We start from the raw sequence: 13,221 nt of genomic DNA, 5'->3' as shown, positions 1-13,221 counted from the left end.
CCATAGTTTCGCACATTGTGCGAAAGCGGTGGGGCAGTGGAGTGGTGTCGCCCGCCCTCTTTCAGTTGGGTAGGCCATTTGCGCCCTGCGCAAATCTCTGGGTGCAGCGGCACGCTACCTCGGGAAATTACCCTTGCCTCAGAAAGGGCTGCGGGTATTTCCTGATCAGTATGCTGCTCTATGCTCACAATCGTGATGGCGCGTTCCTTGGCAGGAATGCTGAAATGTCCGTTGACGGGGGAATCCCGACGGACTTGATACGCAGCCGGGTGGATGCAATTAGCACAGATGCTAAGTAAGGAGCCCTAATGAAGACAGTAATTTTAGGTGCCGCTTGCGGATACACAATTGAGCAATTAAAGCCGTTTTTGGCGTCTTGCCATGAGGCGATCCCGAACTCCGATGTTTTTATTTTCTATCACCGCGACGATGCTCAGGCGGTGGCCGAGGCGAAGGCGGCTTGCCCCAGCGTTACACTGATTCGCCCGGGAGACATCAGCCTGCGGTATTGGCTGAACAGGTTTCGGCGCGGCAGACGTCGCCTGTCAGAAATGGCGCTTAGTTATGGGAAGAAGCGCAGCGCCAAGCGTAGGGTTGAACTCTGTAGCGACCACTTTGTGACGCTGGGCTATGGTGTGGCTATTGCGCGTTATCTTTGGTACTTGGACTGGTATCTGCAGCAAAAGCCGGGTGTTTATGGCAAGGTGTTGCTGGCTGATACGCGAGACGTTTTCTTTCAGGCAGACCCTTTCGATCACCAGTCGGACAAGCCGATCTTCACCGGTGAAGAGTGCCTGGAAATGGGCAAGTGCCAGGTCAATGGCGACTGGTATGTGCAAGTCTTTGGCGAGGACGAATACAGGCAGATCGGGGAGAAACTCATCCTCTGCTCCGGCGTGACGGGTGGCGAATTTGAAGCGATGGGCGACTACCTGCGCGCGTTTTGTCAGGTGATTTTCGACGCGGGCAACCGCATTGTGCGGGCCAATGGCTACGACCAGGCCGTGCACAATCATCTGCTTCGTTTTACGCCAATGGGCGAGCGGGTGGAGCTTTGCGCGGAGGGCAGCGACCGCTTGGTCACGCTGCATCATCTGTCGAGTAAGGCGATCAGCTTTGAGCCGCCCTGCACGGTAAAAACCGCTGCGGGCGAGCTGATCTCCATCGTTCACCAGTATGACCGCAACCCCAAGCTGACCGATGCCATCAATCGGCGTTACTTCGTCTAAGCGGCGGGGCAATTATGACAACGACACTCAAGCAAGCGGATTCAACGGCAGTGGCCAAGCAGACTGGCAAGGCGCGCGTTTGTTTTGTGGTGGTGTTCTTTGGGCAATGGCCGGATTGGCTGGATTACTTTTTTAAGACCTGTTCTGCGAATCCGGATTTTCACTGGCGGATTTTTACCGAATGCAGCGTGGATGTGAATCCGCCGGAGAATGTCATTTTACACTCCATCACGCGTGCGGAGTTCGATGAGCGGGTGGGCAAGGTGTTTCAAATCCCGTATAAGTTCTCCTACGGCTACAAGCTCTGCGACATGAAGCCAGCTTACGGGGAAATCTTCGCGGACTACTTGGAGCAATACGACTTCTGGGGATACACGGATGTCGATCTCGTGTTGGGGCGGCTGGGCGACTGCATCACCGATGAGGTGCTGGACCAGCACGATGTCATCACGGCTTCGCCTTACATGATCGTTGGCCATTGCACGCTGTTGCGAAACAACGAATTCTTCAACCTGCTCTACCGCAGCTGCGACCGCTACCTAGAAATGCTCAGCAGCCGGGATTATGAAGTCTTCGACGAAAAGGTGTTTGCGGAGCATTTGCTGTCACTCAAGGACACAGGCGAGATCAAGTTTTTCCAAAAAAGCATGCAGGTGGACGATTGCCTGATCTGGTGGTCCGGGCGTCCAAAGTTTGTGATTCACTGGAAGCAGGGGCTGGTGCGCGATGTGTTGATTGGCCGGTCGCTCGGGTATTTCCACTTTATCCAAAGCAAGCGGAAGGACGGTTTCCGCTACGAGCCCTTGCCGGCAGATTGTGACGAGTTTTTTGTCGATGAGCATGGGTTGTGTCCGTTGGTTACCGCTGCGGACCGCAAACGCTACCGCCGCTCACTTCTGTCCGCTTTCGTGCGGACCTTGCCGTTTTATCTGAAGTCCGCCCTCAAGCGGGTGCTTCCTGCTGGCCTGCGCCAAAAGCTACGCGGTGCCAAACCAGTCGCCCAAACCTAGGCAGGCAGCATCCTGCTGCACCGGAGGTTTCGCACATTGTGCGAAAGCTGTGGGGCAGGTCATTGGGGGCGGCGAGCAATGCGAGCGATGGGGCATGGCCCCATCACGATGCGGAGCATCGGGGTTGCAAGGCTGCGCCTTGCTAGGCCCAGCCGCGGTCGCCGGCGGCGGCGAAGATGAGGAGCATTTGGGCGACGCGGGAATCGACCTCCGGGTGCGCGCGTAGCTTTTCCAGCGCCTGGGTCTTATTGAGATTTTCGCGGTAGAAGAGCTTGTAAATCGTGCGGGCGAGGGCGACTTCTTCCGCGGAAAAGCCATCGCGCTCAAGGCCGATTTTATTGATCGTGCGCACTTCGGCCGGGTTGCCGTCGGCGATCATAAACGGGGGGACGTCTTGCACGGTTTTGGAGCAGGCACCGATCATGGCGTAGTCGCCGACGCGGCAAAATTGATGCAGGCCGGCGTTCCAGCCGATGACCACGCGGTCGCCAACGATCACATGGCCGCCAAGCGCGGCGTGGCTGCTCATGATCAGATGATTGCCGACGTGGCAGTCATGCGCGATGTGGCTGTAGGCAAGGATGTGGTTGTCGTTGCCCATAGTGGTGAACTCGCCGTCGTTGGTGCCGCAGTGGACGGTAGAGTATTCACGGAAAACGTTGCGGTCGCCGATCTTGAGGCCGGGCTTGCCGCCCTTGAACTTCAGGTCGTGCGTTTTGCCGCCGACCATCGCGTAGGGCCAGACTTCGTTGCCTTCGCCGAGGGTGGTCCAGCCTTCAACCGTGCCGTGATGGTGGACGACGGTTCCCGCGCCAATCGTCACCTCTGAGCCAATGTAAGCGTAGGCACCAACTTGGACGCCTTCGGCTAATTGAGCACCGGGTTCAATGATTGCGGTCGGGTGGATGTCGGGCATTGAGGGGAAGTTAGGTATCGTTGAGCGAGTCGGCAATGGTGAACATCAACTCGCCGGAGGAAACGATTTTCCCGTCGACCTTACAAGTGCCCTCGGCCACGCCGATTTTGTTTCCGCGATTTTTAACCAGCTTCACGTGGATCTCCACAACGTCGCCAGGAACGACGGCGCGGCGGAACTTCACCTTGTCGCAGCTCATGAAGAACGCGATTTTGTTCTCCGAGCTGATGCGGCGCAGCATGAGGATGCCGGCGGCCTGGGCCATAGCTTCGATCTGCAGGACGCCTGGCATCACGGGGCGGCCCGGGAAGTGTCCTTGGAAATACGGTTCGTTGATCGTGACGTTTTTAACCGCGTAAACTTCATCCGGGTTGGGGATGTCGATGACGCGATCGATCATCACGAAGGGGTAGCGATGCGGCAAGGTGTCGAGGATGCGGCGGATGTCCAGCGCGGTCTCCGTCGGCAGGACTTGCTGCACGTGCGGGACTTCCTTCTTCGACTCGCCGCCCTTTCGCGAGTTGACGATGGCCTGGCAGAGGTCGGCATTGAGCGCATGGCCCGGGCGCACGGCGACGATGTGCGCCTTGAGCGGTTTGCCGAGCAGCATCAGGTCGCCCACGATATCGAGGATCTTGTGGCGTGCGAATTCTTCCTTAAAACGCAGGGGCTCCTTGGAGAGAATCTTGTCGCCCTTGATGACGATTGCGCTGTCGAGGCTGCCGCCCTGGATCTTGCCCAGCTTAAGCAGCTCTTCGATGTCTTCGTAAATGGTAAACGTGCGGGCCGGTGCGACTTGGGTCACATAGGATTCCGGGTCGATCTCGAGCGAATAGTGCTGCGTGTGGATGCCGCGGTCGTCGGCGCTGGTGCAGGTAATCTTGAGCTTGTCGCAGGGCAGGGCGATCAACGAGCTGCCGCCTTTGGACACCGAAATCGGCGTATCGAGCTCGATGTATTCGCGGAGGGCTTCCTGCTCCACGGGTTCTGCTTCCTGAATGAGCTCTACGTAGCGCTTGGCGGAACCGTCGAGGATCGGCGGTTCGCTGGCGTCCATTTCCACGATGCAGTTATCGACTGCGCAGCCGTGGAGGGCGCTCAGGACGTGCTCGATGGTGTGAACTTTGGCGTGGCCGTTGGAAATCGTGGTGCTGCGAACCAAGTCGGAGACGAGGGAAACGTCGGGCTTCAGCTCCGGATTGCCGTAGAGATCGACACGACGAAAGACTACCCCGTGGTTCTCGGGCGCGGGTTTCAGGGTCAGCGTAACGACCTCTCCGGTGTGGAGGGCCTTCCCCTTAACAGAGGCTTCGCGCAATATGGTCCGTTGCTTCATGTGTTGGAGTAGAATCGTATCCAAAATCCAATGAAAGTAGGGGGATGTGCCGCTGTGTAAAGCGCCGATTCGCTCGATTGCGGAAGTCGGAGGACGGAGGTCAGTGATCGGTAATCGGAAGTCCGAGAGCAGAAGACCTATCCATACCGAATACCGACTGCTGACTTCAGACCACTGACCTCCGACATCCGTCCTCCGATCACCGTCCACCGCTCCCTGATCTTGACAGATGGCCTGCATTCCCCCACAAGTCATCGTTTTTTCAGCAACGACAAATCTCCAAAAGGAATCCCAATGGCGTCACCCACCGAAATCCGCAAAGGCCGCGTAATGAACTTTCAGAACGCCCCGCACCTTGTGCTCGATATGCAGCACCGCACGCAGGGCCGTCAGGCTGGCTTTGTGCAGGTAACCATGCGCAACCTCAACAACGGCGTTTCCACCAACGCCAAGTTCCGCTCCACTGATAGCGTCGACTTTTGCCACACGTCCAACGTGAAGCTCGAGTATTCCTACATCGACGAGATGGGCTACCACTTCATGGACCCGGAAAGCTTTGAAGACCATGTACTTCCGTCCGAAGTCTGCGACGACGCCAAGATGTACCTCGTTGAAAACAACACTTACGAAATCCTCTTTGTGGACGACAATCCCGTCTCCGTGAACCTCCCGGCCGCCGTGGAAATGGAAGTCACCGAGTCCGCTGAGGGCGTTAAGGGTGACACCGCTTCCAACGTGCAAAAGCCCGCCACGATGTCCACTGGCCTGGTCGTTCAGGTGCCGCTGTTCATCAAGCCCGGCGAGGTTCTCAAGATTCGCACCGAAGACGGCAGCTACCTCGGCCGCGCCTAAGCGACCGTTGTTCAAGCAAGCTTTAATTAAAAAGTGCCAGCTCATCAGCTGGCGCTTATTTGGTATTGTTGGCATGAGAATTTGGCAAAATGCCTCATTGCAAGGTGGGATCAATTGGCCTTAGATGCACTAATGCCGTTTACTGCTACTGCTTATCGAAGGCTCGGATGCATACTAGCGCTTAGCCTTGCCGCTGGCTCCAATGCCGAAACGACTTATCCGGATTACGCGGCTGATTCCGTCGAACTGCTCATGCCGTTCAGCCAATTGCTCAGCACGCCGGATGGTGTTCAGGCGCTTCAGGACAACCTGAATACCAGCTTCCACATCCAGAACAATGCCACCGCAGCTGAGCAGCACCAGGCGATCCATGACTTTGTGATCGACTCCGATCTCGGCACGACGATGGCCACCGGGCTCGGCAGCACTTACACCAACCGCTATTTTGCCGCTATTTACGCGGGGGACACCACCACCCTGAGCGGGGGCACCATCTACAATGCCCTTTCCAGTGGTATTGGCTACACGGGGCCGGGGCTCGATCTGAGTAAGCAATTCTTTGGTACAGGCGACAGCGGTAACCTGACCATCAACTTCCCGACGGACGGCCAGGCAAATATTTATCAGAAGGCCTACATCCCCACTGTCACGCCTGATCCCAACGGGGAGGGCGATCCGCGCCCCTTTCAGGTGGCCCCACATCTGGGCAGAACCATAGTTGAGTTCAGTGCCCCTTCCTTCGTTATCCCGGTTGCCGGGGGAACGCCGCCGCCGGTGGGTCCTGATTTCTCCAATGTCACTGGTGAGGAATATTTGGTAAACAGCGCCTCCTTTGCCAGTGGCCATACGGACTTCGCCTACAGCAGTGGCCTGCTGTTCGCCATCATGGTTCCCGAGAAATACCAAGACATGCTCTACCGCGCTTCCGAGTTTGGCAACGGTCGCATTGTCATGGGCCACCACTACACGCTCGATGTCATGGGCGGCCGCACCAACGCCATGTACTCCATCGCTCAATACCTTCAGGATGAGGACAATTACAATAGCCTCATGCAGGCGGCGACGGACTTCCGCAGCATCATCGGGGCGGGCGACGGCACTGACATTTTCAGCCAAGGCATCTCCGGATCGGAGCTGGCCGAGGCTCGTGAAATCTACCGCTACCGCATGACTTATGACCTTACGCCCACCCACAGCACCGAGCTTGAGGCAGTCGCCCCCGAGGCATCCGCGATCCTGCTGGAGACACGCTTTCCCTATCTGACGACTCAGCAGCGGCTTGATGTACTCAGCACCACCATGATCGAGTCCGGTGCCCCGCTGGACAACACCGACCCTGAATACGCTGGCTGGTTCCGGCTCAACCTCTTCGATGCCGCCGGCGGCTATGGGTCGCTACAAGGTGACACGACTGTTGTCATGGACGCTTCCCAAGGCGGTTTCCACGCCAAAGACCTATGGAATAACGACATATCCGGCCCGGGTCAGCTCATCAAACAAGGGACCGGCGAGCTGCATCTTTCGGGTGGCAACACCTTTGCTGGCGTCGATGTGCAGGCGGGAAAAATCGTCCTCAGCGGGAGCAACCTGTTCACTGGTGCGAGCAGCGTCGGCGGCTCAGGCAGCGAAGCCAAGCTGGGCGTGAGCGGTTTCCTTGGCGCTCAAGCACTCACGGTGGGCAATCTCGGCACAGTCAACCTTGCGGGCGGCGGCTCTATAATGACCGAAGGCGATATCTCCATTGCCTCCACTGGTCGCATCAATATTCTTGTTTCGGGAAACGATATGCTGGAGGCAGGCGCGGGCGGCAGTGGTAGTGTTGCCGTCGATGGCGACATTACCCTGGCAGTTGGCCCGTTGATGCCCGCTGGGTTGGCCACACCGATCAAGGCGCAGTCCGGCATCACCGGCTCAAAAATTATCGGCGTGGGTGGCCAGTGGAGCGCGTCCCAAAGCGGACTCGTGGTCAGTGATTTCACCCACCTGGTGCTCGATTCAGAGACCAAGGCGGGCAGTCTCACGGGCTTCGACGCTGGCGCCCAGCGATTGGCCGTGGAGCAAACCGCTGGCGAGAGTGAATTCATTATCAGTTTCGGCGAGCCAGTGGGTGTTATCGACATCACCGTCATGGAGCTATCCATTGGCGAAATTGCAGGCGAGACCGTGCTTGGTGCCTACGAAATCGACTCGTCATTATCCGGTGACTTTCTGGGTCTACTTTCCTTTGACGTGGGTGCCGGGGTGGAGTCGGTCAAGATTTATGGCCAGTTGAATGACTCGAGCCCGTGGACAGCCTACGACCCTGATCTCGCTGAATACCTCGATGGCTGGGTGAGCTTTGACATCGACAGGTTTGCGAGCTACGCGGTCACTGGTGTCGTGGTGCCTGAGCCTAGCACATATGCTTTGGTCCTGGGCGGCCTCTGTCTTGGTTCGGTTGTATTCCGCCGCCTACGTCGTGGGTAAGGTGGCTTTCTGCAGACCTGCCTGTCCGCTCTCACTCTGCCTCTTCCGGCAAACTGAACACCTTGAACGCCCCCCAGGGCACACTCCACTTCGAGCGGGGTCTGGAAGCCGGTTTCACCATCGATGATGATGCTCTGTCATCGCCGTTCGTTGGAGAGGACATGAGAAGGCAAGGACTTAGTGGCAATCGGCGGCAACCACAGAGTGTTGCCCTCCAGCTTAGGCAACCTGGTTTATCTCCGATACCGTCAGTTAGCGAATCGCCTTAACTGCGGCGTCGGCGAATCGCGACGGCGAGCAGGGCTGCGCCCCCGAGTAGTGCAGCCACGGTGGACGGCTCTGGAACGGCTGTCAGCGCGATGTTGTCGAAGCGTGGGTTCTCTACGCCGTTGTTGAAATCCGTGAGGATGGTGAATTGCGTGAGGTCGGCCATGAGGTTCGCAAACTCTACATTCGTCGGCGCAATTCCGGTGGTGTCGACTAGCCAGCCGGCACCTGCGGTGAGGTCGATGATCGTCGTCTCCCATTCCCCGAGCGATGGAGAGCTGAGGTCGAAGCGAATCGTCATGCCGTTGCCCGTTAGCTCCACGTCATCGTTGAAGTTCGTTGGCGCGCTGAGGTTGTCGGTTTGCCAATCGAAGGATAACGTCCCGCCCACGTATGCGGATCGATTGCCGAGAAACTTCGCTGGCGCGCTCATGCGGTCAATCCCGCCATTCGCGGCTTCATCGTAGAGGATGTGCCCTCCCGGATTGCCTCCGGTGGCCTGCCAGAGCACCGACGATGCGCTGTCGCCATTACTCTGCGTCCAGCCTTCTGCATCAGTGTCGAATGTGCTGGAGATCGAAGCAGCTTGCCCGCTAGCGCAGGCCAGCGCAAACCCCGCGGAGGAGAGAATCCCGAGTGTCTTCATAAGTGTAGTAGTAGTTAAATGTGTTGATATACCAGCTCGACGCCGATTCGCCAAGGCTAAACCATTTTTCCGGATGGCAGCACGATGCGGAGCGGGGACGCTCGCGCTACCTCAGAGTCGTCGATTGGGGCCATTCCTCTGTAGCGGCTTGTCTAGAGACTGCGCCCTACCTTTTGCCAGTTGGATTGGCCATTTGCCCAATGGGCAAATCAATGGATGCAACGGCACGTTGCCAAATCCGGATGCAACGCATCCGACGGTCCAGCCGGAGGCTGGCCTAGTCCCGGGAGAGGGCGAAGAGGTAGAGCAAATTGGCGAGGCTGCTGACGAAGGCGGCGACGTAGGTGAGGCCGGCGGCGTTGAGCGTCTTGACCACGCCGGGCATTTCATCTTGGCCGACTATGCCGAGCTCACCGAGTTGGACGCGGGCGCGCTTGCTGGCGTCGAATTCGACGGGCAGCGTCACGAGCTGGAATACGGTCAGGATCGCGTAGCAGATGACACCGAGCTTGATGAGCCCAAGGGCGCCGAAGAACAAGCCGCCAATCATCACGAAGGGCAATGCTTGTGACGCCAAGGTGGTAATCGGAATCAAGCTCATGCGGGCCTGCAATGCCTTATAGCCGACCTTGTGTTGAATAGCGTGGCCGGCTTCGTGCGCGGCGACGCCGACTGCGGCGAGGCTGTAGCCGCGATAGTTTTCGCGGGAGAGGGCCAGGCGCTTGTTGGTCGGGTCGTAATGGTCGGTCAGGTGGCCGGGGACTTCGACGATTTCCACGTCGTAGATGTCGGCATTGCGCATGACGGCGTCCGCCGCTTCGCGACCGGAGATACGGCTGCGTGTCGGCACCTTTTTAAATTGGTTGTAGGTGCTGCTGACCTTGCTCTGGGCCCAGAAGCCGAGGATCATGGTCGGAACAATGAGAAGAAGGAAAAGTGTCATGGTTGCTTATTGGTTTGGAAAGGTATTAGCAGAGATGGTTCCAGTCATTCGGTAGGGGCACCATTGCCGCCTAAGGCTTGATTGCAAGCGACTTCGACCGATTTTCGGCACCGGGGCGCGCGGTGGCACAGGTGAGACGATGGTTTCAAAATGACCCACTGGTGTGCCAAATTGTTCCAGTCAATGGGTGTTCGCGGCATAAAGCCTCTCCTACGTGGGGGGCATCCTGTTTGAGCCGCGATCGCGGAAAACCGCCCCTCTATCTGCCAGCGTGATCTTGCTGTCGTCCATGTGGATGATGCTCGCGAGGGCCTCGATGGGGATGTCGGCGAAGCCGTTATCGCGCAAATATTGGCGGCCGCCTTCGAACTGCTTTTCCACGAGGCAGCCGTAGCCGATGGGCGTGGCGCCGGCTTCGCGGACCAGTTGGAGCAGGGCGGCGGACGTCTTGCCGCGCGCCAGGAAATCATCGATCACGAGCACGCGGTCGTCGGCGTGGAGAAACTCTGCCGAGACGACCAGCTCATTGCTCCCGCCTTTGGTGCGGCTTTCGGCCACGGCCATGTAAACGCGGCCCGACATCGTGACCGGCTTTTTCTTGCGCGCGTAAACCACCGGCACGCCGAGCACCTGCGCTGTGAAGACCGCCGGCGCGATGCCGGACACCTCCGCGGTCAGGATGCGCGTCGGACTTTGCGATGCAAAGCGATCGGCAAAGATCTGCCCGAAGGCCTGCATGACCCCGGGCTGAATCTGGTGGTTGATGAGCGCATCGACCTTCAGGATGCCATTGCCCAGGTTGCGGCCTTCGGCGGTGATGAATTCGCGGAGGTGGGCAATGGCGTCGGTCATGGCGTGGGAGAGTGTTTTAAGTATTCAGCGTCGGGCCGTAGGGCTCGCGCTTGCGCGATGCCGCAGTCGCCTAGGCTTGGCGTTAAGCTTTTTCGAGCAGGCCTGCGCGGCGGAGCAGGGCGTCGGAATCCGGGTTGCGGCCCATGAAGTCGCGGAAGAGTTTTTCCGGCGGCTCGCTGTCGCCCTTGGAGAGGATGCACTCGCGGAAGGCGCGGCCGGTTTCCTTGTTGAGCACGCCTTCTTTCTGGAAGCGCGTGAAGCAATCGGCCTCCAGCACCTCGGCCCACTTGTAGGAGTAGTAGCCGCAGGCGTAGCCGGTGGGGCCGGAAAACAGGTGACCAAAGCGGCGCACGATCGAGGGCGGCTTGGTCGCGTATTCGGCGGTGTAGCCATCGAGGATTTCGTCGATCAGCTCGTCGAGGTCGCGCTCGGCCGCGTCGTTGGCGTGGTTGATGTGCAGGTCCAGGTCGAGCTTGCCGAAGGACAGCTGGCGCATCGTGGCCGTGCCTTGCATGTAGTTACGCGCGGCCATCATCTTGTTGTAAAGGTCGTCCGGGATGACTTCGCCGGTTACGTAGTGGCGGGCAAAGAGGTCCAGCGCGCTGCGCTCCCAGCACCAGTTTTCCATGATCTGCGAGGGCAGCTCGACAAAGTCCCAGGCGACGTTGGTGCCGTTGAGCGAGCGGATCTCCACCGTGCCCAGCAGGTGGTGGAGCAGGTGGCCAAACTCGTGGAAAATCGTTTCGACTTCGCGGTGCGTCATCAGCGCGGGCTTGGCGGCGGTGGGTTTGGTCATGTTGCCCGCCATCAAGCCGAGGTGCGGGGCAAAGCCCTTCTTGCGCGGGCCGCCGGTGCGCAGGGCGTTCATCCAGGCGCCGGCGCGCTTGCTTTCGCGCGGGAACCAGTCGGCGTAAAACGAGCCGAGGTGCGTGCCGTCGTCGTCGAGCAAGTCATAGAAGCGGACCTCCGGGTGCCAGACTTCCACGGGCTCGTTGTCGCCGGGTTCGTCGGCATGCTTTTCGGCGCCGGTCTTGGCATCGCGGTAGAAGGTGCTGCGCTTCACGATGCTCACGCCGAAGAGGCGCTCAGTCAGCGCAAAGAGACCATCGATCACGTGGTGCAGCGGGAAGAACGGGCGCAGCTCCTCTTCGTCAAAAGAGAACTCGGCTTGGCGGCGCTTTTCGGCCCAGTAAGTCGTGTCCCACGGCTCCATGAGCGCATCGGGCGCGTCGCCCGTCTGGCCGGACTTAAAGACACGTAGCTCGGCCATCTCGTCGCGGAAGGCGTCCTCCACTTTGTCATGCAAAGTTTCCACAAAGCCCAGGGCGGCCTTGCCGTTCTTGACCATGCGCGGGCCCAGCGTCAGCTCGGCAAAGTCCTTGCGGTCGAGCAGCTCGGCCTTGCGCTGGCGGAGCTTTAAAATCTTGCCGATCAGCGGCGTGTTGTCGTGCTCGGCGGTCTTGCCGATCTGGCTGCTGGCCTCCCATACTTTGCGACGCAAAGCTCCGTTCTCGCAGTATTGCATGACGGGCAGGTAAGACGGCATGTGCAGGGTGATGCGCCACTTCGGCGAGGCTTCGTCGCCATGGCCCTTGGCGGCGGCGTCTTCCTTCATCGCTTCCTTGGCGCTATCGGGGATGCCTGCCAGCTCGGCCTCGTCGTCCACAATCAGCTCCCATGCGTTGGTGGAGTCGAGGACGTTTTCGGAATACTTTTGCGTGAGTTGGGAGAGCTCGGTGGCCAGCTTTTCAAACTCCTCGCGGCGGTCGTTGTGGAGATCGGCGCCGTGGTCCTTAAAGCTGCGCAGCGTGTCCTCAACGAGGCGCGCATGCACGCCGCCGAGTGCCTTGGTTTCCGGCTTTTCGGCAACGGTCTTGAAGACCTGCCACAGCTTTTCGTTGAGGTAGATGCGGGTCGAAAACTCGGACACCTTGGGCAGCATGGCGTTGTAGGCCTTGCGGATCTCGGGCCCTTCGCAAACGCTGGAGAGGTGGTCGGCGTAGCCCCAGGCGCGGGAGAACTCTTCCGCGGCGTCCTCCAGCGCGAGGATGGTGGACTCGTAGGTCGCGGCGTCGGCGTACTGCCCGGCAATGGCGTCGATATTCTTCTGGGCCTTGGTGAGGGCCAGCGTAATGTCCTCCTCAATCAGCTCAGGGTCGAGGCTGCTCCAGGCAACGTGAAAGGACGGGTCGAGAAAAGGGTGCGGCTGTGGTTCGCTCATGGCCCTACAGGACATTCAGCCAGCCCACAAAGTCAATTGCCGATGCGAGCTGTCGCGTGTGGGCGGGGGAACGGAACATTGGGGAGTCTCCTCTATGCCAACTTGGCCACGAGCGAATTTGTATCATGACACTGTTGCTGCCTTCCTTCAGATGGATGAATATTGGGGCGTGTGGTTTTTGTGTCCGTGGCCTGCTTGCCCGGAGTGTGTTGTCGCTCGCATATCTGTAGCTTTCTCAGGGCAATTGGGCTGACCTCTGGCTAGGGAAGCAGCGCGTCCAGCGCTGTTCCAAGCTCTGCGCCTGGCGCACCTTCATCAGGCTCGAAAGCTGGGACTCCGCGCGCCTGCTCATCCCAGTCTTGCGGAGCCGCCACAAATTGGTCACGCCCATCGACGCCGAGCTTGTTCGCGAGGCATTGTTTTAGAGGACGTCTAAAAAGTCTGATCGAGTCGGCGAGATGTATTCGAGGGGCAAAATTTCGG

At 58.9% G+C, this 13,221-nt stretch carries 10 protein-coding genes; 4 read left to right on the top strand and 6 right to left on the bottom strand.

The genetic code is table 11. The features are described from left to right. Positions 1 to 308 precede the first annotated feature (308 nt). Both RBB62_RS09320 and RBB62_RS09315 read left to right on the top strand, forming a co-directional pair. Entirely contained in the window at positions 309 to 1,229 is a 921-nt protein-coding gene (locus tag RBB62_RS09320; RefSeq protein WP_309398489.1) for a hypothetical protein, read from the top strand. A 14-nt stretch (positions 1,230 to 1,243) separates the two neighbouring features. Continuing rightward, complete coding sequence (locus tag RBB62_RS09315) at positions 1,244 to 2,239, top strand: DUF6625 family protein (protein ID WP_309398488.1); 996 nt, start codon at positions 1,244 to 1,246, stop codon at positions 2,237 to 2,239. A gap of 142 nt (positions 2,240 to 2,381) precedes the next feature. Here RBB62_RS09315 and lpxA read toward each other — a convergent pair whose 3' ends face one another. Both lpxA and RBB62_RS09305 read right to left on the bottom strand, forming a co-directional pair. Beyond that, positions 2,382 to 3,155: an acyl-ACP--UDP-N-acetylglucosamine O-acyltransferase gene (gene lpxA / locus RBB62_RS09310; RefSeq protein ID WP_309398487.1), complete on the bottom strand. Its 774-nt coding sequence runs from the start codon at positions 3,153 to 3,155 to the stop codon at positions 2,382 to 2,384. 10 nt (positions 3,156 to 3,165) lie between these two features. Beyond that, positions 3,166 to 4,491 (bottom strand): bifunctional UDP-3-O-[3-hydroxymyristoyl] N-acetylglucosamine deacetylase/3-hydroxyacyl-ACP dehydratase, encoded by a 1,326-nt coding sequence (locus tag RBB62_RS09305; protein ID WP_309398486.1) that lies wholly within the window; start codon positions 4,489 to 4,491, stop codon positions 3,166 to 3,168. A gap of 294 nt (positions 4,492 to 4,785) precedes the next feature. Between RBB62_RS09305 and efp the strand changes: the two genes are divergently transcribed. Together efp and RBB62_RS09295 are read left to right on the top strand one after the other, a co-directional pair. Further along, on the top strand, positions 4,786 to 5,343 hold the full coding sequence (gene efp, locus RBB62_RS09300; protein ID WP_309398485.1) for an elongation factor P: 558 nt from the start codon (positions 4,786 to 4,788) through the stop codon (positions 5,341 to 5,343). Positions 5,344 to 5,475: 132 nt separating this feature from the next. Then, on the top strand, positions 5,476 to 7,809 hold the full coding sequence (locus tag RBB62_RS09295) for a phosphatase PAP2 family protein (protein ID WP_309398484.1): 2,334 nt from the start codon (positions 5,476 to 5,478) through the stop codon (positions 7,807 to 7,809). A 265-nt stretch (positions 7,810 to 8,074) separates the two neighbouring features. Here RBB62_RS09295 and RBB62_RS09290 read toward each other — a convergent pair whose 3' ends face one another. The 4 genes from RBB62_RS09290 to RBB62_RS09275 all read right to left on the bottom strand — a co-directional run bounded on the left by RBB62_RS09290 (position 8,075) and on the right by RBB62_RS09275 (position 12,738). After that, positions 8,075 to 8,722: a laminin B domain-containing protein gene (locus tag RBB62_RS09290; RefSeq protein ID WP_309398483.1), complete on the bottom strand. Its 648-nt coding sequence runs from the start codon at positions 8,720 to 8,722 to the stop codon at positions 8,075 to 8,077. 277 nt (positions 8,723 to 8,999) lie between these two features. Continuing rightward, positions 9,000 to 9,665, bottom strand: a complete 666-nt coding sequence (locus tag RBB62_RS09285; RefSeq protein ID WP_309398482.1) for a zinc metallopeptidase — start codon at positions 9,663 to 9,665, stop codon at positions 9,000 to 9,002. A gap of 210 nt (positions 9,666 to 9,875) precedes the next feature. After that, positions 9,876 to 10,517 carry a xanthine phosphoribosyltransferase gene (xpt, locus tag RBB62_RS09280; protein WP_309398481.1) on the bottom strand — a complete coding sequence of 214 codons (642 nt, stop codon included), beginning with the start codon at positions 10,515 to 10,517 and terminating at the stop codon, positions 9,876 to 9,878. Positions 10,518 to 10,599: 82 nt separating this feature from the next. Continuing rightward, entirely contained in the window at positions 10,600 to 12,738 is a 2,139-nt protein-coding gene (locus tag RBB62_RS09275; RefSeq protein WP_309398480.1) for a M3 family metallopeptidase, read from the bottom strand. Positions 12,739 to 13,221 lie beyond the last annotated feature (483 nt).

Origin of the sequence: Cerasicoccus maritimus (genome assembly GCA_031296935.1) — a bacterium.
GTDB classification, from domain to species: Bacteria; Verrucomicrobiota; Verrucomicrobiia; order Opitutales; family Cerasicoccaceae; genus Cerasicoccus; species Cerasicoccus maritimus.
Note: the sequence above shows the minus strand (reverse complement) of the source record. Positions and strands in the feature narration are given on the sequence as shown.

Coding starts and splice junctions, on each gene's coding strand:
- RBB62_RS09275 (WP_309398480.1), bottom strand. CDS start 12,738: ATGAGCGAACCACAGCCGCACCCTTTTCTCGACCCGTCCTTTCACGTT.
- RBB62_RS09295 (WP_309398484.1), top strand. CDS start 5,476: ATGCCGTTTACTGCTACTGCTTATCGAAGGCTCGGATGCATACTAGCG.
- RBB62_RS09290 (WP_309398483.1), bottom strand. CDS start 8,722: ATGAAGACACTCGGGATTCTCTCCTCCGCGGGGTTTGCGCTGGCCTGC.
- RBB62_RS09315 (WP_309398488.1), top strand. CDS start 1,244: ATGACAACGACACTCAAGCAAGCGGATTCAACGGCAGTGGCCAAGCAG.
- RBB62_RS09305 (WP_309398486.1), bottom strand. CDS start 4,491: ATGAAGCAACGGACCATATTGCGCGAAGCCTCTGTTAAGGGGAAGGCC.
- RBB62_RS09285 (WP_309398482.1), bottom strand. CDS start 9,665: ATGACACTTTTCCTTCTTCTCATTGTTCCGACCATGATCCTCGGCTTC.
- efp (WP_309398485.1), top strand. CDS start 4,786: ATGGCGTCACCCACCGAAATCCGCAAAGGCCGCGTAATGAACTTTCAG.
- lpxA (WP_309398487.1), bottom strand. CDS start 3,155: ATGCCCGACATCCACCCGACCGCAATCATTGAACCCGGTGCTCAATTA.
- xpt (WP_309398481.1), bottom strand. CDS start 10,517: ATGACCGACGCCATTGCCCACCTCCGCGAATTCATCACCGCCGAAGGC.
- RBB62_RS09320 (WP_309398489.1), top strand. CDS start 309: ATGAAGACAGTAATTTTAGGTGCCGCTTGCGGATACACAATTGAGCAA.